At 66.0% G+C, this 21125-nt stretch carries 18 protein-coding genes; 13 read left to right on the top strand and 5 right to left on the bottom strand.

Annotated features, from left to right (window positions below; translation table 11 throughout):
• The first annotated feature begins 73 nt into the window (after positions 1-73).
• The 6 genes from K7711_RS33305 to K7711_RS33280 are packed head-to-tail and all read left to right on the top strand — an operon-like array spanning position 74 to position 6644.
• Entirely contained in the window at positions 74-349 is a 276-nt protein-coding gene (locus K7711_RS33305; RefSeq protein ID WP_222974420.1) for a DUF3311 domain-containing protein, read from the top strand.
• Complete coding sequence (mctP, locus tag K7711_RS33300; RefSeq protein WP_222974419.1) at positions 346-1977, top strand: monocarboxylate uptake permease MctP; 1632 nt, start codon at positions 346-348, stop codon at positions 1975-1977. The genes K7711_RS33305 and mctP overlap by 4 nt, the downstream gene beginning before the upstream one ends.
• Positions 1974-2783, top strand: a complete 810-nt coding sequence (locus tag K7711_RS33295; protein WP_222974418.1) for an enoyl-CoA hydratase/isomerase family protein — start codon at positions 1974-1976, stop codon at positions 2781-2783. Before mctP ends, K7711_RS33295 begins: the two co-directional genes overlap by 4 nt.
• Positions 2783-4873, top strand: a complete 2091-nt coding sequence (locus tag K7711_RS33290; RefSeq protein WP_222974417.1) for an acetate--CoA ligase family protein — start codon at positions 2783-2785, stop codon at positions 4871-4873. The genes K7711_RS33295 and K7711_RS33290 overlap by 1 nt, the downstream gene beginning before the upstream one ends.
• Positions 4870-6189: an MFS transporter gene (locus K7711_RS33285; protein WP_308015063.1), complete on the top strand. Its 1320-nt coding sequence runs from the start codon at positions 4870-4872 to the stop codon at positions 6187-6189. The genes K7711_RS33290 and K7711_RS33285 overlap by 4 nt, the downstream gene beginning before the upstream one ends.
• The gene (locus tag K7711_RS33280; protein ID WP_222974416.1) at positions 6186-6644 is read left to right on the top strand and encodes a MaoC family dehydratase; all 459 of its coding nucleotides are present in this window, start codon (positions 6186-6188) and stop codon (positions 6642-6644) included. Before K7711_RS33285 ends, K7711_RS33280 begins: the two co-directional genes overlap by 4 nt.
• 44 nt (positions 6645-6688) lie before the next feature.
• Here K7711_RS33280 and K7711_RS33275 read toward each other — a convergent pair whose 3' ends face one another.
• Positions 6689-7579, bottom strand: a complete 891-nt coding sequence (locus tag K7711_RS33275) for a LysR family transcriptional regulator (RefSeq protein WP_308015062.1) — start codon at positions 7577-7579, stop codon at positions 6689-6691.
• On the opposite strand from K7711_RS33275, the gene K7711_RS33270 reads away from it, so the two are divergent.
• Positions 7466-8581, top strand: coding sequence for a LysR family transcriptional regulator (locus K7711_RS33270; protein WP_235748148.1), 1116 nt, complete (start codon positions 7466-7468; stop codon positions 8579-8581). The two genes, K7711_RS33275 and K7711_RS33270, sit on opposite strands and share 114 nt — an antisense overlap.
• Here the strand turns inward: K7711_RS33270 and K7711_RS33265 are convergent.
• Positions 8558-9166 carry an OsmC family protein gene (locus K7711_RS33265; protein WP_222974413.1) on the bottom strand — a complete coding sequence of 203 codons (609 nt, stop codon included), beginning with the start codon at positions 9164-9166 and terminating at the stop codon, positions 8558-8560. The genes K7711_RS33270 and K7711_RS33265 overlap by 24 nt on opposite strands.
• Positions 9167-9500: 334 nt before the next feature.
• Here K7711_RS33265 and K7711_RS33260 point away from each other — a divergent pair, with 334 nt between their 5' ends.
• The 5 genes from K7711_RS33260 to K7711_RS33245 all read left to right on the top strand — a co-directional run bounded on the left by K7711_RS33260 (position 9501) and on the right by K7711_RS33245 (position 13868).
• Positions 9501-10820, top strand: coding sequence for an MFS transporter (locus tag K7711_RS33260; RefSeq protein ID WP_222974610.1), 1320 nt, complete (start codon positions 9501-9503; stop codon positions 10818-10820).
• Between the two features lie 66 nt (positions 10821-10886).
• Positions 10887-11459 (top strand): OsmC family protein, encoded by a 573-nt coding sequence (locus K7711_RS33255; RefSeq protein WP_222974412.1) that lies wholly within the window; start codon positions 10887-10889, stop codon positions 11457-11459.
• Between the two features lie 2 nt (positions 11460-11461).
• Positions 11462-11932: an AMP-binding protein gene (locus K7711_RS48635; protein WP_268929562.1), complete on the top strand. Its 471-nt coding sequence runs from the start codon at positions 11462-11464 to the stop codon at positions 11930-11932.
• The gene (locus K7711_RS48630) at positions 11875-13044 is read left to right on the top strand and encodes an AMP-binding protein (RefSeq protein ID WP_308015071.1); all 1170 of its coding nucleotides are present in this window, start codon (positions 11875-11877) and stop codon (positions 13042-13044) included. Before K7711_RS48635 ends, K7711_RS48630 begins: the two co-directional genes overlap by 58 nt.
• Entirely contained in the window at positions 13041-13868 is an 828-nt protein-coding gene (locus tag K7711_RS33245; protein WP_222974410.1) for an enoyl-CoA hydratase/isomerase family protein, read from the top strand. The genes K7711_RS48630 and K7711_RS33245 overlap by 4 nt, the downstream gene beginning before the upstream one ends.
• A gap of 456 nt (positions 13869-14324) precedes the next feature.
• Here the strand turns inward: K7711_RS33245 and K7711_RS33240 are convergent, their stop codons facing one another.
• From K7711_RS33240 to K7711_RS33230, 3 genes are all read right to left on the bottom strand, one after another.
• Positions 14325-15482, bottom strand: coding sequence for an aminotransferase class I/II-fold pyridoxal phosphate-dependent enzyme (locus K7711_RS33240; protein WP_222974408.1), 1158 nt, complete (start codon positions 15480-15482; stop codon positions 14325-14327).
• A gap of 193 nt (positions 15483-15675) precedes the next feature.
• Positions 15676-16167 (bottom strand): hypothetical protein, encoded by a 492-nt coding sequence (locus K7711_RS33235; RefSeq protein ID WP_222974406.1) that lies wholly within the window; start codon positions 16165-16167, stop codon positions 15676-15678.
• A gap of 1 nt (position 16168) precedes the next feature.
• Positions 16169-17428, bottom strand: a complete 1260-nt coding sequence (locus K7711_RS33230; protein ID WP_222974404.1) for a molybdopterin-dependent oxidoreductase — start codon at positions 17426-17428, stop codon at positions 16169-16171.
• 401 nt (positions 17429-17829) lie between these two features.
• Here K7711_RS33230 and K7711_RS33225 point away from each other — a divergent pair, with 401 nt between their 5' ends.
• Entirely contained in the window at positions 17830-21114 is a 3285-nt protein-coding gene (locus K7711_RS33225; protein ID WP_222974402.1) for a protein kinase domain-containing protein, read from the top strand.
• Positions 21115-21125 lie beyond the last annotated feature (11 nt).

The following is a 21125-nucleotide window of genomic DNA, read 5'->3' as shown; positions in this document are numbered from 1 at the left end:
CCGCCGTTCCGCACCACAACTCCGCCCGGATCCGGGCAATCGTTTCACCTCATCAGCACAGTGGAGTGTCGACATGAAACCACCCGACCACCCGACCGCACCACCACCGGCAGCCTCGCAGCACACGTCTGCGTCACTTCCCAAGTGGGTGATCTGCGCCCTCCTGATCACCGCACCGGTGGTGCTTTCACTGGCGGTACCGCTGTACCAGCGATCCGGGCCGGCTGTGGCGGGCATTCCGTTCTTCTACTGGTTTCAGATGGCGATGGCCGTCGCTGCGGCGGCCGGATGCGGCACCGTCTACCTGATCGCCTTCCGGCACGAGGCCGAAGGCGCTGATGCGCAATGACATTCAATGCCGTCACCTTCACGGTGTTCCTCGTGCTGTTCGTGCTCGTCACCGGATTGGGATTCGTCGCGAGCCGTTGGCGACGCGCCCAGGACCTCAACCATCTCGACGAGTGGGCGTTGGGCGGGCGCGGGTTCGGCGGATTCGTCACCTGGTTCCTGCTCGGTGGTGATCTGTACTCCGCGTATACGTTGATCGCGGTGCCGGCCGCGATCTTCAGTCTCGGTGCGTTCGGGTTCTACGCCGTGCCCAATGCTGTGGTGTTGTACGCGCTGGGGTTCGTGTTCCTTCCCCGGTTGGTCCGGCTGGCTCACGAGAAGGGGTACGTCACTCTCACCGACTTCATCAACGATCGATTCAAGTCGCGGACGCTCGGGCTGGCGATCACGATCACCGGGCTGCTGGCTACGCTGCCCTACCTGGCTCTACAGCTCATCGGGCTCGAAGTGGTGTTCGCCGCGATGGGGGTCAAGGCGGGGCCGCAGGCCACCTGGGTCGTCGGCCACCTACCGCTGTTCATCGCGTTCGGTGTGATGGCGGCGTACACGTACTCGTCGGGAATTCGTGCGCCGGCGTTGATCGCCTTCGTCAAGGACATCCTGATCTATCTCGTCGTGATCGTCGCGGTGATCGTCATCCCGATCAAACTCGGCGGATTCGGCGCCATCTTCTCCCACGCGGGTCAGGCGATCGCCGCCAAGACACACAGCACCGACCCGCAGGGAGCGACGATCGGCGTGAACGCCAGTGTCTACGCGACTTTGGCGCTCGGCTCCGGGATGGCGTTCTTCCTCTATCCGCATTCGATCACCGGTGTGTTCTCCGCCCGCGGCGCCAGGACCGTGCGCCGGAACATGGCGGTGCTGCCGATCTATACCGTGCTGCTCGGCTTCGTCGCGCTGCTCGGGATGATGGCGCTGGCGGCGGGCATCAAACCCCTCGACGGCAACCCGCAGTTCGCCGTTCCGCAGTTGCTGGCCACGATGTTTCCGTCCTGGTTCGTCGGCGTCGCCTTCGCCGCGATCGCGATGAGCGCACTCGTCCCGGCTGCAATCATGGCGATCGGGGCGGGAAATCTGGTCAGCCGCAACATTATTCAACAGTTCTCTCGCACCGCGCCGAACGCCCGGCGCGAGACCCGGATCTCCAAGATCGTGTCGGTGCTCGTCAAACTCGGGGCACTGGTGTTCGTGCTGACCCTGGACAGTCAGTTCGCGCTCAACTTCCAGCTCCTCGGCGGCATCTGGATCCTGCAGACGCTGCCCGCGGTGCTGCTGGGACTGTTCGTGGTCCGCTTCTCCGACAGCCGTGCGGTGCTGGCGGGGTGGGCAGTGGGCATCGTCTACGGCACGGTCGCCGCGTACAACGTGTCCTCCTCGAACGCACATCATTTCGGTGGGTCCACCGCGGCCCCGTTCTTCCTGTCGTCGCCGATGTACATCGCGATCTCCGCCCTGATCCTCAATCTGCTGGTCACGCTCGTGTGGGCGCTGGCGGCACGGCAGCTGCGGGCAATGCGGGGCCACGGCAGCGCCCCGGCCATTGAGGGGGCCGGGGCGCGGTCGGAAAACCGCTCCGCCGCAACTTTTTCGGCCAGTAATACCCAGAAAGAGAGTTCAATCTCATGACAGCAACAATCACCCGGTCCGACCGTGGTCCGGTACGAATCCTGACCATCACCAACCCGGCCAAGCGCAACGCCTTCAGCGCGGACATGGCCCCGATGCTGCGCGACATGCTGCTAGCGGCAGACCGGGATCCCACGGTGCGCTGCATCGTGGTGACCGGCAGCCGGGACGTGTTCTCCTCCGGGCACGATCTGCAGGATGTGCTCGAAAACCCCGAGACCGCAGGAGATCCCGAGGCCAACGCCGCGTTCACGCTGCCCGCCGAACTCGGCACACCCGTCATCGGCGCGGTCAACGGGGCCGCCTACGCCGCGGGTTTCATCCTCGCGCTGAACTGCGACATCCGCATCGCGGGAGACAACGCACGGTTCTGCGCCGTGGGAGCCCGGATCGGCCTCGTGCCGGTCGGCGGCCAGCTCAGCCGCCTGCTCGACCTGGTCGGTTACCCGGTCGCATTCGCCATGCTGACCACCGCGAACCCCGTGGACGCGCTCACCGCCCGGAAGACCGGCTTCGTGCACGAGATCTGCGACCCCGCTGACACTCTCGACCAGGCACTGGCGTTGGCCGACGAAATCAGCGAGGTCTCTCCGGCGGTCGTGCGGGCCATCAAGACCGGACTGCGCACGACGCTGCAGCACGGTCTGCGGGCCGGTGCGGCGCTGGAACCCGCACTGGCGCAGACGGTCCGGGACCTGCCCGACGGCGATGAAGGCGTGCGGTCGTTCCTGGAGAAGCGGCCCCCGCGTTACCCCGACGCGCCCGCCGATCTCCAGGACAGGCTCGACAAGGCAGGGGTGCAGTGATGAACCCGCGACTACGTGAAGACGCGGTCCGGGATCTGGCGATCGGCTACGGCGTGCCCGCCAACGCCATCACCTTCGCCGCGTCCGCGGACGACGCTCACCGCATCGCGGCGACGCTCGGGGTCCCGGTGGCGATCAAACTCGTCGCCGACGAAGTCGTCCACAAGAGCAAGGCCGGCGGCGTACTGCTCGGGGTCGCGCCCGAAGAGGTCCGCACCCGCACGCGGACGTTGCTGGACAGCCAGCGCGCGGCAGGGGTGAATCCGCGCGGCGTCACCGTGGAAGCCATGGTCGACGCGGGAATCGAGGCAGTCGTAGGCGGCCTGCGTGCTCCCGGCTTCGGGCCGGTGGTGATGTTCGGGCACGGCGGCGTCGACATCGAAACCCTCGACGACGTGGTGTTCGCACTGGCCCCGATCGACCCCGCCGGTGCGCGAAAAATGGTGTCGCACACCCGATTGGGCCGGGTGATCCTGAAGCGCTTTCCCGATCGGGTCGACGACCTCGTGCACGCGCTGCTCGCCGTCGGCGGGCCCGAGGGGATGCTGTTGCGCGAGCAGATCACCGAGGTCGACTTCAACCCGGTCGTCATCACCGCGGATCGGGTCGTCGCCGTCGATGCCCGCGCCACCGCGCTGGACCGCTCCGATGACCAGGAGTACGCGGTACCTGATATCGCGGCCGCCTACGAGGCGCTGCGCCCGGCCGTGTATCCGCAGTCGGTGGCGATCATCGGAGCCTCGGCCGACGAGCGCAAGATGGGCTACCGGGCGGTGCGCACTCTCGTCGACTTCGGCTTCACCGGGCGGATTTTCCCTGTCAGCAGTAAGAATGCCGAGATCTGCGGTGTTTCCACCGTCGCCGACATCGCGGGGTTGCCCGTCGGCGTGGATCGCGCGGTGGTCGCGGTTCCGGCTGCCGCCGTGCCGAATACCCTTCGGGCACTTGCCGATCGGGGCACACACACCGCACATGTGTACACCGCCGACACGGAGCCTCTGGCGGACGCCGTGTCCGGAACCTCGCTACGTGTTCTAGGGCCCAACTGCATCGGCCACTACTCCGCCTACGAGGGGGTGACGATGATCAGCCCTGGGGCCTCGACTGCGAATCCGGGGTATCTGGCCTTCGTCTCGCAGTCGGGTACCTATGCCGGCGATGTCCTGCGACGTGGCACCGAACTGGGACTCGGGTTCAGCTTCGTCAGCTCCGTGGGTAACTGCGACGACGTCACCCCCGCGGAGCTGCTGGCCTTCTGCGAGGCGGACCCGCGCACCGAGGCCGTCGCTTTCTACCTCGAGGACGACCGATGGGCCGGGCAGTTCTTCCGGCTGGCGCGCACCATGACCAAACCGGTGGTCCTGTTCAAGGGCGGACGCACGGCCGCTGGCGGTGCGGCTGCCGCCTCGCATACCGGCGCGCTGGCCAGTGACCCGCAGCTGCTCGAGGATGCCGCACGACAGGCCGGGGTGCATCTGGTCGACGATCTCGACCAACTCCTCGACGTCCTGACAGCATTGCAGTTCGTACCCCGCCTCGGTGGCGACAACCTGGCCCTCTTGGGCAGCGGCGGGGGAGTGGCCGTCGTCGGCTCCGACCGCGCGGACCGCTGGGACCTGCGGTTGGCTCCGTTCTCGGCGGCCACCCGCGACCGGCTCGCCCCGTTCGACGCACCGGGCAGCAGCCTGTCGAACCCCATCGACATTCCGATCTGGTCGATGTTCGACGAGTCCGGGAGTTTCACCGGCGCGATCGTGACCGCGGTGGCCGAGGACGAGTCGATCGACGCGATCTGCGCCTTCCTGGACCTGGGCACCGTCTTCGACATGAAGACGGTGGAGCACGGCGACAAGCTGGTGTGGATGCTGACCCAGGACATCCTGGAAGCCCCGCGCGGCGACACCCCCGTCGTACTGGTGCTGCGTAGCGGATTCGACGCCAACCAGGACGAACTCGTTCGGCAGCTTCGTCCCGTTGCCGCCGCCGCGGGCGTGGCCCTGTTCGACTCCGTGGACCGCGCTATCGACGCTCTCGGTGCGATTCGCTGGATGACGACGCGAGGAACAACTCCCGGAAGTGGCCGCAAGTGACCTCGGATGCGCGCGCAGCGCAGGCAAGCGCGGCACCGCCGCCGAGCACCGGTGCTCGGCGGCCGGGCGTTGCCCTCCTGCTGATCGCCGTCAGCACGTTCCTGTCGATGAGCGTGTGGTTCTCGGCATCGTTCGTAGCTCCGCAGCTGGTGGATATCTGGCACCTCAGCCCGGCGGGATCCTCGCTGCTGACGATCGCGGTGCAGATCGGGTTCGTCGTCGGGGCGCTGGCCTCGGCGGCGACCGGTCTGGCCGACGCCGTGGCGCCACCGAAGCTGATGTGCCTGGGCGCGATCGGGGCAGCTTTGGCCAACATCGCGTTGCTGGCGGCGCACGGGCTGGTCCTCGCCGTCCCACTGCGGGTGCTGACCGGGGTGTTCCTCGCGGGAATCTATCCACCGGCCCTCAAGGAGGTCTCCACCTGGTTCCGCACCGGGCGCGGTACCGCACTGGGCGTGATGATCGGTGCGCTCACGCTGGGGTCGGCGATTCCGCATCTGGTTCGATCGTTCGGATCCGTGCCGTGGCAGTACGTCATCGTCGCGACCACGATCATGACCGCCGGCGGCGGTCTGCTCGTACTGGCCTTACGTGGTCCGGGCCCCTACCCATTTCCGCAGCGCCCCTTCAGTTTCGCGGCAGCGCTCGCCAGTATGCGGGACAAGAAGGTCGCTCTCGCGAACATCGGTTACGTCGGCCACATGTGGGAGCTGTATGCCATGTGGGCGTGGATCGGCGCCTTCCTGGCGACCGTTCCCGCGATCGCCTCCAGCGCCGACTACGAACCGCTCTCCGCGGCCCTGTCGTTCCTGTGCATCGGCGTCGGTGCGCTCGGCTGTCTGGTCGGAGGCGGGCTCAGTGACCGTTATGGGCGATCTCGATCCGCGTTGACGTGCCTGGTCTGCTCGGGAGGCGCTGCCCTGATCCTGAGTGTCGTCGGCGCCGATTCGCTCTGGATCGTGTTGCCGCTGTGCCTCTTCTGGGGATTCTGGGTCATCGCCGACTCGGCTCAGTTCTCCGCGTTGGTGACCGAACACGCCGATCCGGTCTACGTCGGGGGCGCCGTATCGATCCAGCTCGCCCTCGGCTACCTCACCACAACCGTGAGTTTGTGGCTGGTTCCCGTTCTCGTCCAGCATGTTTCGTGGTCCGCCGCGCTGGCAGCCCTGGCGGTCGGCCCGGCCGTCGGCGCGGTCGCGATGATCGTGTTGACCCGCACACTCGACCGAGCCCGCGAAGCTGAGCCCAGCTACGGCACTGGGAATTCGAATCCTGCTGCAGGACAGTCGACTACATCGTCAGGACCAACGGCATGAGCACCTCGTCCCACCCGCCACACGACACTCCAGAGCAGCATCGCGTGCACGTTGGCCAGAGCGCCCAGCTGTCCCGGACCGTCAGCGAACGCGATATTGCGCTGTTCACCGAACTCAGCGGTGACCGGAACCCGCTGCACTACGACGAAGAGTTGGCGAAGTCGACGCGATTCGGCGGAATCATCGTTCAGGGTGGGGTGACCAGCGCCATCCTCAACGCCGTCGTCGCCGAGAAGCTCCCCGGGCCCGGCACGGTCTTCCTGAATGTCAACTGGGCCTTCCGAGCGCCGGTTCGCCCCGGCGACACCATCACCGGCCGGGTGGAGGTCGTCGCCGCCCGCACCGACAAACCGATGACCGAACTCGTCACCACCGTGACCAGGCAGGACGGAACTGTGGTTCTCGACGGCACTGCGGTCTGCTACACGCAGCCGCTCACACCTGGCAAGGCCTGACCGGCGTCCCTCGCCTGTATCCCGCGGGAGTCGGCGAGGCCCTCCTACCGGAACGGCGTCGCGCGGCTGTCCGCGTAACCCGTCGCCAATCGCAGGCCGCGGTGCTCAGCGACGAGGTCGACGATGCACCGGGTGATGGCGCGGACCCGTGCGAGCCGAGAGAACTGAGTGGGAACGACCAGCCAATAGCTGTTCGGCATCGACACGTCGACGGTCTCGACCCGCACCAGTTCGGAGGTCGAATCGCCGATCCACGTCGGCAGGTATCCGAGGCACAATCCCTGCTGGGTTGCCTCGACCTGTGCGGCGATGGTGTTGGTGAGTATCGTCAGGTTCGCATTCGGTACCGCCTGGAACAGTGCCTCGTAGGTGGGGACCGCGAGCGCCCCTTCCACATACCAGACGAATTGGTGCTCGCGTAGATCTTCCACCGTGTGAATTGGTGGATTCGACTCGAGATACGCCGGAGCGGCATAAGCGCCCATTTCGAAGTCCGCCAGTTTCTGGACTGTGACCGCGCGGGCGGCGGGTTTCTCGATGGATACCGCAACATCGAATTCTCGCGTCGACAACGACGCGTGCTGATTCGAGCTGACCAACTCTATAGCCAATCCGGGGAATGCGTTGCACATATGCGCGAGGCCCGGATTGATCAAGTAGCCGGCAAAGCCATCCGGAATGAGAACGCGCACCGAACCTTTGAGCTTGCTGTTGGAATCCAGCAGATCCTCGCGCGCCGCCTCCATTGCCGCTTCAACCGATTCTGCGTGAATGAGCAGCCGCAATCCGGAGTCGGTCGGCGTCCAACCGGAATGGTCGCGATGGAACAGACGCTGGCCGACCGACCGCTCCAACTGGGCTATCCGGCGGCTCACTGTGCTCTGGTCGAGATCCAAGTGCTTGGCCGCCTCGGTCAGACGGCCGCTTCGCGCCACTTCGAGGAAGACACCCAGGTTATCGGCAGACAGCACCGCTCCACACTATCGAATTCGCCCACCGACGGCTTCGTCATCAGTATTGTTGCGCACGTGATTTCTGCCGACGACCTGACCGTGTTTCTCGAAGTGGCACGCCGGGGCAGGTTGGTCGAGGCCGCGAAACATCTCCGGATCAACCACACCACCGTCGGCCGACATCTCACTCGGCTCGAGCGTGCGGTGGGACAGCGATTGTTCGATCGTCATGTCGACGGGTGGACGGTCACCGCGGCGGGCACTCGGCTGATGGTTCATGCCGAGGGCGTCGAGGCATCATTGCTCGCGGCCCGAGAAGAGTGTTTCTCGCAAGGGTCGAAGTTATCGGGCCGGGTGCGGGTCATCGCACCCGACGGATTAGGAATCTATCTGCTGTTGCCCGGCCTGGGGGCGATGCAGTCCACGCATCCCAGCCTCGTCGTCGAAATCGTCACCGCCAACCGGCATGCCACGCTCGCACCACGCGAGTTCGACGTCGCGATCACCATCGAGCGTCCCCAGGCCCGCGCGGTGGAGCTGCGCAAGCTCACCGACTACACGCTGTCCTTCTATGCGACACCGCGTTATCTGGAATCGCACGACGAAATTGTCGATCTGGGTGATCTCTATCGGCATTCCCTGATCTGGTATCTGGACGAAGCGTTGGACCTGACCACTTTCAACCTCCTGCACGACCTGCTGCCGGACATCGAGCCGACCATCCAGACCAACAACATCGCGGGACAGATCGAAGCGGCCAAGGCCGGGCTCGGTATCGCTTTCCTGCCGACATTCATCGGCGACGACATCTCCGGGCTCCGGCGGCTGAAGGTCGAGTCGAACACGGTTCGAAGCTATTGGCTGTCGGTGCCTCGAGATCTGCGGCGAATCGCTCGTGTCCGCGTCGTCTGCGACTACATCGAGGCGCTCGTCGCGGCCAATCGTGCTAACTTCTCGCGGTCATTGCCCAGTCGACGACCATGAGCTTGTCACCGGCGTACCGGCGGCGAGGAAGAGCTGATAGACAGGGCAGCGCCGCTCCACCTCGATCCCCAGATCATGTATCTGCTGCGGTGTCAGATCGGATTCGACAGCGATCTCGATGTCGACCGATCGAAATCGCGACGTTCCGGGAAGGCCGCGCACCAGGACGGCATTGTCGAACTGCGCGACGGTCGTGCTGCGAAACCCGCGCACCGTCCAACCCCGTGACTGGGCGACGATCTGGGCCGTAATCTGGCAGCAGGCGCCCAACGCGCTGAGCAGATGTTCGAATGGTCCAGCGGCCCTTCCTTTTCCGCCGAATACACGGTCGCCCTCGATGAACACCGGCGGTGAATCGGCGGCGCCGTGCGCCACGTGATACACCCCCGTGCCGCGGCCGGACACCTGTGCAACGTAGTTCATCGCCTCACCCTCTCTTATCCGCGCGTACGGGCAGGCCTCGTGGTTCGGTGAATTACCGCTGGAATCCGTCGACCAGCTGACGCCAGAGCGTGCCTGGCGCGGGAAGGTCGAAGTGTGTCCGCCGTCCCGGCCTTCGCAACCGGGAAGCTGCGGCAGCGTCATACATCATGGCACACAACGGATCTCGTCGCGACGGTCGAGATCTTCGTTGCACCTCTGAGCAGGGCATGTGCAATTCTGCGCACGCCTGCTCGAGGTTGGTCATTGCCGCACGCCACCGTTGCGGTGAGGCTTGGATCACACGCCGAGCAGACAGGGTGAGCAGCAGCGCACACGACACGAAAGTGCTGTCGGGCCTACCACTTTCGGCGTTCTCGGTCGCACGGTCGACCGCACTCACCGATGCTCGCCCGGCGCGTCAGGGTTCGAGAGGAGTTCAGCCACAATGAATACACCGACAGTGCAGTCGGCGAGACGGCGTGAGAATTCACCCCGGATGGTCGCACTCGGAAGCTTCATCGGCACCACGATCGAGTGGTACGACTTCTTTCTCTACGGCACAGCAGCCGCCCTGGTATTCAGCCCGCTGTTCTTTCCCGCGGTCAGCCCGGCCGTCGGATTGATCGTCGCGTTCGGCACCTACGCGGTCGGCTTCCTGGCCCGTCCGCTCGGCGGGATCATCGCCGGTCACGTCGGGGACCGGATCGGGCGCAAAGCGATGCTCGTCGTCTCGCTGATGACCATGGGCCTGAGCGCCACCCTGATCGGTGCCCTGCCCACGTATGCCTCTGTCGGTATCTGGGCGCCGGTGTTGCTGCTTGTGCTCCGGTTGCTGCAGGGGCTCGGCGTCGGCGGTGAATGGGGCGGCGCCGCACTCATGTCGGTGGAATCCGCGCCGGCCCATCGGCGCGGGTTCTACGGCAGCTTCACCCAGATCGGCGTGTCCGGGGGAATGCTGTTGGCCGTCGGTGCGTTCACCGCCGCCAAGACCGGATTGACCCATCCGGCATTCCTGGCCTGGGGTTGGCGACTGCCGTTCCTGATCAGTTTCGTCCTGGTATTCGCCGGCCTGGTCATCCGCAGCCGGCTCGTGGAGCCGGAGAGCTTCGCAAAGCTCAAGCGCGACAACGCCGTTGCCGACAAGCCTCTGGTCGACCTGTTTCGCGACGAACGCCGCGCGGTCTATCTGACCACCGGAATGCGGTTGTCGCAGAACGCGATCTACTACCTCTACACCGTCTTCGGACTGGCCTACGTCGCCCGGACCATCGGCGAAGACACCAACGTCGGCCTGCACGCGGTTCTGATTTCCTCCGCCATCGGCCTGGTGTCGGTGCCGGTGTGGGCCGCACTGTCCGACCGGTACGGCCGTCGGCCGCTGTACCTGTTCGGCGCCGTCACGAGCGCGGTCTTCATCGCGCCGTTCTTCCTGTTCGCCGATACCGGCAATCCGATCCTGATAACTCTGGCCATGGTCGTCGGCATCAATGTCTTCCACGACGCCATGTACGGGCCGCAGGCGGCCTTCTTCACCGAGATGTTCTCCACCAGGGTCCGCTACAGCGGCGCCTCGGTCGGCTACCAGATCGGATCGGTCTTCGCCGGAGGATTCTCCCCGCTCATCGCGACCGCACTGCTCGCCGCCGGAAACGGACAGCCATGGCTCGTGGTCGCCTACTTCATCGTCCTGAGCATCGTGACCATCGTGTGCGCCTATCTCGCGCCCGAGACGAACCGAAAGGACATCGATACGCATGGTGACCGAAAAGCCTGCACTACAACCCATCTCGGGGACTCCTCGCTGTCCGAGGTGTGAACTCCCGTCCCCTGGACGGCTCTGAGTACCGAATCAGCACGACAACTCGACCGAAAGGCGATCATCATGACCACCAGTGCGAAGTCCGCCGAACTCAACGGCGTCGATCGCGACGCTCTGACCGCCACCATCGACGCCGTCAAGGCCACTCCGGCGTTGGCCAAGGTGAGCTTCTCGCTCGGCTCGGCCTGGCTCACCGGCTGCCGTCAGCGGGCCGTCACCGGTGATGTGACCCAGAACGGCGCTGTCGTCACCGACCGCGAAGCCACCTATACATTCGAGTCCGACGAGCCCGCTGCGCTCTTGGGCACGGACACCGCAGCCAGTCCCGGAGAGTACGTCCTGCAAGCGCTGGCCGGATGCTACGCGGTCACCTTCGCCACCAATGCGGCGGTCCGCGGCATCGAATTGTCCTCGCTCGCACTGGATATGGAGGTCGACTTCGACCTGCAGGGCTTCTTGAACCTCGATGACAGCGTGCGACCCGGCGCGCAGCAGATCCGCGTCGATGTACGTGTCGAGTCGCCGAACGCCAGCGACGAACAACTGCGGGAACTGACCGCCGCGGTCCAGCGGCGGTCACCGATTCGCGACACCCTGGCCAATCCGGTCGACGTCGTGACGACGCTGGTGAAGTAGTCATGTACCCGCTGAGCATCGACCACCTGCTGTGGCGGATGCGACACGTTCATCGGCACTCCCGCGTCGTCGACATCGCCGGACCACACGACCGGCGAACGGACCGATCCTTTCCGGAGATCGCGACCCGAGCCGAGAACCTCAGCGCCGGACTGTGTTCGGCCGTGGGGATCGGTGCGGGCGATGTGGTCGGCGTGCTCGCATTCAACACCGGTGCGCATCTCGAGGCGTTGTTCGCCATCCCGCGGCTCGGAGCGGCGGTCAACAGCCTCAACGTTCGGCTCAGCGCCGACGCCCTGACCGAACAGGCGTTGTCGCCGAAGCCGGCCGCGGTACTGGTCGATACCGAGATGATCGACCATTCCGCACTGGGCGACAACGCCACGACGCTGCTGAAACAGATTCGGGAGAACGCATTCCGGTTGTCGGTATCGGCGACCGCGACTGGTCGTCGGTCGCCGATACCTACCTGAGCTACGAGGATCTCATCGAGCATGGATCGCACACGGTCGCACCTGCGGCCATCGAGGACGAGAACCTCACCGCGTTCCTGTTCCACACCAGTGGCACCACCGGGAGCCCGAAGATGTACTCGGTCAGTCACCGGGCCATGGTTCTGCATGCACTCTCGCAGTCGGGTGCCGATGCTTCGGGACTGACCCGCGACGACACCGTGCTGCCGCTCGCGCCGTTCTTCCACGTCAACGGTTGGGGGTTGCCCTTCACCTGTGCTTTGACCGGATCCTCCGTCGTGCTGGCCGGCGGTGACCTGACCGCGCGGCGCATCGCGCGGATCCTGTCCGACGAAGCCGTCACCGCTGCCGCAGCGGTACCGACGGTATGGCACGACATCTGCGCTGCGGTCGAGGCGGACCACGCACCCGCTCCGACCGCACTGCACACCGCCTTCACCGGCGGCAGTGTGGTCTCGAGGACGGTCGCCGACTCCGTCGCCACGGTCCTGCGTGCCCGGCTGGTCAATGCCTGGGGGATGACCGAGACCATGGCGTGCAGTACCTACGAACGTGACCGGCCCTGCGTGTCTGCGGGAATACCGATTCCGCTCGTCGAAATGTGCTTGGACGATAGCGGATTCGACAAAGCCGGGGGCGGCCCGGCGATGGGGCGGCTACAGGTGCGCGGGCCGTTCGTGGTGGGACAGGACGGTGCTGAGTGGTTCGACACCGGCGACATCGCCTCCATCGATGACGACGGCAACCTCGCTCTGCACGACCGAGACAAGGATTTGATCAAGTCCGGCGGTGAATGGATCGCCACGGCTGAACTGGAACTGCACCTGTGTGAACATCCCGCTGTCACCGGAGCTGCGGTCGTGGCGGTGCCGGATGCGCGGTGGACCGAGCGCCCGCACGCGTACCTCACCGTCGTGCCCGGTCGCGGCGGGGAGGAGCTCTACGCAGCTCTTCGCAGCCACATCCAGCAACGCTTCCCCCGTTGGTGGACACCGGACCGATTCACCGTCGTCGACGAGTTCCCGACGACATCGGTCGGCAAGGTCGACAAATCACGCTTCCGCGAAATGGCACGTTCAGAAACTCCGACACCGAAAGAAGCAATAGCATGACGAAGTCTGTCGAGAACCTGGTCATCATCGAACACCATGATGCGGTGGCATGGTTGACCATCAACCGGCCGAAGAAGCTCAACGCGCTGTCGGTCGAACTCATGCGTGAACTGTCGACGGCGCTGACCGAGGCCGAAGCCGACCCCGCCATCAAAGTCGTTGTGCTGCAAGGCGCTGATCACGCGTTCAGCGTCGGTTACGACATCACCCAGGAAGTGGAGATGGGGGTGTCCACCGCCGAGCAATGGCACGCCGGGCTCACGAACAACATCGGACTGTCGATGCAGGTGTGGCGATTGAAGAAGCCGGTGATCGCCGCGGTATCGGGATGGTGCCTGGCCGGCGGCTGCGAGTTGGCGATGGCGTGCGACCTGATCGTCGCGGCCGACGACGCCCAGTTCGGTGAACCGGAGATCCGCTTCGGCTCCGGGCCCGTCACGCTGCTCATGCCGTTCCTGTTGGGCCAGAAAGCCACCAACGAGTTGCTCTACACCGGCGATATCATCACCGCCGAGCGGGCCCAGGAGCTGGGGATGGTCAATCGTGTCGTCGCCAACGCCGAACTCGCCGGCGCCGTCGACCAACTCGCCCGCAAGATCGCGCTGACCCCGCTGTCGATCCTTCGCTACACCAAACGAGCGATCACCCGCGCGTACGACGCGATGGGGCTGACCAGTGCGGTCGAATCCAACCTCGACATCGCCGCGGTGTTGAACTCCGCGCACACCCCCGAACGTGAGGAGTTCACGAATTTGGTTGCCACCCGAGGCCTCGGCGCGGCTCTCGCATGGCGCGACAAGCGATACGGCGCCGTGGACAGCTGACCTGCGCCTCGGTCGCATCGACCCGACACCTCCGCGCCCGATCATGTGCAGTGAGTCTGTTCCATCAGCACAACATGATCTGGTCCGAATCACCCAAGTGGCGGCCCGGACCAGATCATGTTGTGCTGGGCGAGTTTTCGTGCGTGTGCTCAGTTGCGGGGGAGTGGTCCGATATCGTGCCGCCGTCTTTCAGTTGGTGACCGGGATCACTTGCAGTGCAGGCGTTTCGGACCGCCATGGTCTCGACGACAAACCAGCGCAACGACCAAGAACGCAAAGACGGCGGGGACTCGGCCGTCGAGCTGTTCGTCAAGGACGAGACGACGACTGGATCGACACCAAAGCCTGGACCGGACGAAACCAGCCGCGGCACCAGCACGCTTCACCACCACGGGTCCGTGGGACCTCCCACCCGCGACCTGATTCTCCAACGCCCTCTGGGAAGGCGTGCAGCATTCAGTGCGCCGGCCCGGGTGGTGTTGTGCCGAGTCGGTCACGTACCTCGCTGCACGCCAGAAGTATTCGTTGGATTTGTCGATCGCTGAGTGCTGCGTGCAGTGAGAACCTGATCAATGATCGGTCCGGTGGTGTGGCCGGTGCGCAGAACGGTGCGCCGAGCACTCCGTGTCGTTCGAGGATGTCGCGCAGCTGCAGGCTGCGCGTGTCGGGTCCGGTGGGTATGGAAACGATGTGACTGTCGGATCCTGCGAGGTCGAATCCGAGGGCCGTCAGCGCTTTTCGTACCGCCATCGATATCTCGTGCAATCGGGTCCGGCGGTGGTCGGCGGTGCGCACGACGTCGAGGGTGGCGGCCAGTCCGGCGATGTCGGGGGAACGCAAGGCCGAGGAGAACACCGCCGGATACGACGCCGACCGGAAGTAGTCGACGAAGTCCGGATCGTGCACCCCGATGAAGCCGGCGCGTCCAGCGAAGGTTTTGGCCAAGCTCGCGGTGCGGAACGCCACCTGCTCGACGAGGCCGAGCGCGACGACCGTGCCTGCCCCGCACGGTCCGTCGACACCCAGCGAGTGCGACTCGTCGACCACCAGCACACTGCCGGACTCCTCGGAGATTTCGCACAGCCTGGTCAGCGGGCTGTGGCTTCCACTGGTGCTGCAGATCGCGTCGACCGCGATGATGCCGGGACCGTGCTCGCCGATCCGGATGCGCAAATGGTCGGGCTCGTGGTGTCGGAAGAGGTGAATGGGCGCTGCCGCCACCACGGCGCCTTGCCGCAGAGACATGTGTGCCTTCTCGTCGATATAGACCGGAGTCTGCGGATCCGCGATCGCTTGCAGCAGGCCGAGATTCGCGTCCCAGCCCGACTGGCACACGATGCCGGCGCCGGCCTGTGTGTACCGGGCCAGGCGGTCGCCGAGCGTGCCCTGGTCGATGCGCTGCTGTGGTGACCCGGCGCCGGAGAATGCGGCAGCGACCGCCGCGGCGATCCGAGGATCGTCGGCCAGGGCGAGATAATCGTTTCCGGTCAGCACGACGTCCTCGGCTGTGGGTCGGCGACCGTGCAGGAACGGCCTGGTCCCGCGAGCGCCGTTCAGCCGCTCCGCGTGGAAATGCTCGATCCGGTCCTTGACCCGTGCGGCAACGGTTGCCACCTGTGCGCCTCCTGTGATTCGTGACCGCTTCCGGTGCGGGGAACGTGGTTGTACTCGATAACGCTCGCCACGATCATCACCTGCCGAGACCTCAGCACGCCTGGTCGACGTGGTGACGAAACTCTGACATTCATTTCCCGGTCCCGCCGAAGGACCGCCGTTGTGCCGGAAAGTGGCTGAGCAAGGCGAGGATTCAGTGCCGTCGTCGGGCGCGCAGGCTCCGGATCGCATAGGCGAGTGCACTGATCGCGAGCATGGTCGCGCACAGCAGCAGCCAGCGCAGCAGGAACGCCTGCTGGCTGCCTCCGGTCGCTGCGTGGTAGGTGGTTGCACCCTGCCGGATGATGCCGGGGAAGAACAGCAGAAACGACAGTCCGATCCCGAGGAGAGGTACTCGGATGTAGTTCACCGGCGACACCCGCAGTCCGGCCCGTGTGGACGCCGCGGTGAGGGCACGATCGAGCAGTGCGTATGCGGGGAACAGGATCAGGTCGTGCGCGATGATGGCTGCCGCGAACCACACCGCGATGGCCTGCCACCACACCCGGTGATTCCACAGGGCGTCGAACCCGAGCACCCATACGCTGTACCCGGCGAGCACCACCGATGCCAGCAGCACGGGTAAATGCAGCGGGTGCGCTCCGTACACGCGTTTCCATCGGTGGACCAGTCTTTCGGTGGTCATCTCATGCCCTCCGGAATTCGATGCTGGAGACCCATTTCGTGTTGTGCACGCCGGGCATGGCGGGGACGATGATCCGCGCCGGGTAGCCGTGGTCGAGTGAGAGGTCCGCGCCGTTCACGCGCAATGCCAGCAATGCGTCGGGGTCGAGTACCTGATTCGCTTGCAGGAGTGCGCGATTGAATGCCCCGGCCTGTTCGAGCGAGGTCACCGCCGCGGAAGCGGGCTGCTCCACCCCGGCATGGCGAGCCAGATCGCGTAGCCGTACTCCGGTCCAGGTTTGCACCGTCGACCATCCTTCGACGCAGGCGATGGGGAGCCGGGCGGCATGTTGCGGCATGGCCAGCAATGTCGCCCGGTCCAGGTGTACCGGAGCGGGACCGCCGATCAAGCTCAGCATCCAGGAATCGTCGATGTCGGCGGTGCTGATTCCGGCCGCGGTAGCGGTGCGGTTGATCTGAAAGTCGTTGGCGCCGTGGCCTTCACCGCGTCCGCGCGGGAGCAGTAGTGCGGCCCGGCGGGTGAATCCGCCGACGGTCTGGCCCGCGGTGAGGACCACGACGAACGCCACACCACCGCCCACGAGTGCCAGCGCGCCACGGCGACTGATGGTCGGCTCGGCGGGATCGGCGGCGACCAAGCCATCGGCGTCGGGTGGTTCGGGTTCGGTCTCGGCGCGGGAAGTGCGCAGCACCTGCCGCAGTGAGCGGGAGCGCAATGCGGTGATCATGCGCGGCAGCTTGACGGCCACGTGTGCGGCGAACCCGGCGATGAACACCCACGCCCCGAAGTAGTGGGCGGTGTAGAAGGAGAATCCGAAGATGTAGTCGTACTCGATATTGAGTATCCCGGTGGCCATTTCGAACAGCACGCCGCCCACCAGCATCACCAACGAGACCCGCTCGATCGCCGCAGCGACCGACCGCACCGGCGGCCAGGCGAACAATCGCGGGATCACCGACCACAGCTTTGCGGCCACCACCGGCACGAGCGCGAGCCCCAGACCGACATGTAAGCCCTGAGTGAGCCGGTACAGCCACGACGGGCGGGTGGGCCAATCGAACGTGGGCAGCGCCAGGCCCCCGACGTGCGCGGGGATCGCCTGACCGAACCGCGGCCCGTACGCGATGTACGACAACAAGCCGGTGACGATCACGATCGGCAGGCAGACCAGCAGTACCGAGCCGAACACCGAGGTCAGCCATGGACCCCGCAGCGGGCTACGCCACCGCGGCCGCGGCCGACTGTGCTTCTGCTGCATCATCACTTCGTCTCCCGTCGCTCCTGAACGACACGAATCCCCTCGGCTGTGCGAGCCGAGCGCACCGTGCTGTGTACGGATCTTCCGATAGGACAATCACTCGCGCTGAAGATACGTCGCAGCCTGCGGTTCCCGCGGTCGCCACCAGCGCTCGAATCCCGAATCGGTACCGCATTCGGTTGTCCTGCCAGGGCGAATGACGAATCAGTGACGGCCTGGAAAGACCCACGACGCTCGGCAGCCGGGACGCGCAGAAGCGAAGCGCTGTGCTCGGCGGCCAGATCACGGCCGCGGCGACGGCCGACAGCCACCGGCGGCTTTGCCGGCGATACGCTGGCGGTGTCGGAAGGTGAGCGCATGGCGCCCGGTACACGTGCCCGTGCCCGGCGGTTCCCGAGCCACTGATGGTCGACGAGGATCCGCTGCGGACCAGCCGCGACGTGAATGTGCCCGTTGCGGTGGAGTTGAGCGCGTCCGGTTTCGAGGATGCCGAGGAGATCGGGCAGGGTGGTTTCGGCGTCGTATACCGCTGTACGCAGCCGGCGCTGGATCGCACGGTGGCGGTGAAGGTGCTGACCGCGGAGTTGGACGCCGACAATCAGGCGCGATTCTTGCGTGAGCAGAAGGCGATGGGCCGGTTGACCGGGCATCCGAATATCGTCACGGTGCTGCAGGCGGGGGTGACCGGCAGTGGGCGGCCGTATCTGGTGATGCCATATCACTCGCTGGATTCACTGGATGCGTGGATTCGCCGGGAAGGGCCGTTGCCGGTCGAGACGGCGCTGTGGCTGGGGGTGAAGATCGCGGGTGCGCTGGAGACCGCGCATCGGCTGGAGATCCTGCATCGGGACGTCAAGCCGGGCAATATTCTGCTGAGCGAGTACGGGGAGCCGGCATTGACCGACTTCGGTATCGCCCGCATCGCCGGAGGATTCCACACGGCCACAGGGGTGGTGACCGCGTCGCCGGCCTTCACCGCGCCGGAGATGCTCGCGGGACAGGCGGCGACACCGGCCGCGGATGTATACGGACTGGGTGCGACCCTGTTCGTCGCGTTGACGGGGCATGCCGCGTTCGAACGGCGCAGTGGTGAGCAGGTCGTCGCGCAGTTCCTGCGGATCACCGGTCAGCCGCTGCCCGATATGCGAGAAGGTGGTATCCCCGAGGACGTCGCAGCGGTCGTGGAATCGGCGATGAATCGGGATCGGCACGCGCGGCCCTCGGCGGCGGCCCTGGGCGAGGCGATCCGAGAGGTGCAGCGCCGCAACGGATACCAGGTCGGCGAGATGGCCCTGCGGGCACGAGCGGCCGCTGCGCTCGGGCCTCACCAGGAGGCGTCGCCGAGTGCGGAATCTGTTGCGCCGCAACTGGGGCGGGCTCGCGGCCGCACTGCTGAACTCCCGCTCGAACTGACCAGTTTCATCGACCGCCGAGTGGAGACGGCCGAGATCAAGAGCTTGCTGGCGGCGGGGCGGCTGGTGACGTTGACCGGTGTCGGTGGTGTCGGCAAGACGCGGCTGGCGTTGCGGGCGGCGTCGACCGTGCGACGCGATTTCGCCGACGGGGTATGGCTGATCGAACTCGCCGACGTGACCGATCCGGCGTTGCTGATCGACGTGGTCGCGGGCGGACTGGGCTTACGCGATGATTCGGCGCTGCCGATGCGCGATGCGCTGGTGGATTTTCTGCGTTCGAGGGAAGCGCTGCTGATCCTGGACAACGGCGAGCAGGTTGTGGACGCCCTGGCGGATCTGGTGGAAACGCTCCTGGTGGCATGTGCGGACCTGCGGGTTCTGATAACCACCCGCGAGCCGGTCGACATCGCCGGAGAAGCGGTGCTGCGTGTCTCGCCGCTGACAGTTCCGAGTCTCGACAGCGCGCCGACGCTGCGGGGACTGCCTCGATTCGACGCGGTGGCGTTGTTCTCCGAGCGCGCCGCGGCGGTGGTGCCCGGTTTCGAGGTCACCGAGAAGAACATGACCGCGGTGGCCGGGATCTGCGCCCGGTTGGAGGGGTTGCCCCTCGCGATCGAACTCGCCGCGGCGCGCATCCGGACGATGTCGCCGGAGCAGATCCTCGCCCGGTTGACCGACCGATACGCACTGCTGACCCGCGGCAGCCGCACCGCTCCGCAGCGGCAGCAGACGCTGCGGTGGTGCATCGATTGGAGCTATCGATTGTGCACACCGGCCGAGCAGCGGCTGTGGGCTCGATTGTCGGTCTTCGCGGGTGGTTTCGACATCGATGCGGTCGAGCGGGTCTGCACCACCGAGTCGGGGCAGGGGAGTCCGCTGGACGTGCTGTCGTCGCTGGTGGACAAGTCGGTCGTGATCCGGGAGGAGCTCGAGGGAGTTGTCCGGTTCCGGATGCTCGAGACCGTGCGCGATTACGGGCGTGAGCAACTGCGGGAGTCCGGCGAAGAAATCACTCTGCGCCGGCGCCACCGCGATTGGTGCCGCCAGTTGGCGCTGGATGGCGAAGCCGGGTGGATCGGTGAGCGACAACCCGACTGGCTGGCGCGACTCGAACGCGAGCAACTCAACCTGCGCGAGGCGCTCGAGTTCTGCGTATCCGACAACACCGCGGAATCGGGTGAGGCCGGATTGCGGACGGTCACCGCGCTGTGGCTGTTCTGGAGCTTTCGGGGTCTGTACGGCGAAGGGCGCCGCTGGGTCGACCGAGTCCTCGCACACCCCGCCGCGCGCGCCGTGCCCGCCCGGGTGCGGGCACTCTACGTCGGCACCGTGATGGCCGCCGAGCAACAAGACTTTCGCGCCGCGGAGTTGCTGCTCACGCAGGTCCGCGAGCTTGCCGAAGGCGACCCCGCTCCGCTGCATCGGGCACTCGTCGCATCCGCCGCCGGCACTCTGGCGCTGTACCGAGGCGAGCCCGCACAGGCGGCCTCCTGCTTCGAGGGCGCGGTCGAGGTGCTCGGCTCGGATCCCGCCGGACATCTCCATATCGCGGCGTTGATGACGCTCGGCTGGGCGCAGGCGGCGCAGGGTGATATTCGGCGGGCCATCGGAAACCACGAGCAAGTCCTGGCCATCACCGAGGCGAGCGGCGAATCGCTGTTCCGGTCGAGCGCGCTGTGGGGCCTGGGAATCTACGCCTGGCAGCAGGGCGAAAGCTCCCGCGCGCAAGAGTTGCTGGCGCAATCGCTGCGAGTGAACCGGCGCGTTCGCAGCCCCGTCGTCGCGGTGCTCGATCTCGAGGGTCTGGCCTGGATCATCGCCGAGGAGGACGGTGAGCGCGCGGCGGTGCTGATGGGCGCCGCGGAAAATCTGGTGCGGTCCGGTTCCGGGTTCTCGATCTTCTTCCCGGAGTTGTCGCGGTCGCACGAGGAATGCGGCCGCGTGGTGCGTCGCGCGCTCGGCGAGCGACGGTTCGATGCGGCGTTCCGGCGCGGCCGGGCGATGACGATGAACGCCGCGGTGCTCTACGCGCTCGGCGAGCAGCCGAGTGCGGCCTCCACCTCCACCGGGTCGACGCAGCTGACCAAGCGTGAACGGCAGGTCGCGGAACTGGTCGCCCGAGGACTGACGAACAAGCAGATCGCCACACAGTTGGTGATCTCCCACCGCACCGCTCAAGGCCACGTCGAACACATCCTGACAAAACTCGGGTTCACCAACCGCGCCCAGATCGCCGCCTGGATCGTGGACCGGGCCCAGCAGCAGAATTCCTGAAGGGTGCCGGT

Origin of the sequence: Nocardia coffeae (assembly GCF_019890715.1) — a bacterium.
GTDB classification, from domain to species: Bacteria; Actinomycetota; Actinomycetes; order Mycobacteriales; family Mycobacteriaceae; genus Nocardia; species Nocardia jiangxiensis.
The sequence above is the reverse complement of the archived record's forward strand: the minus strand, read 5'-3'. Positions and strand labels throughout refer to the sequence as shown.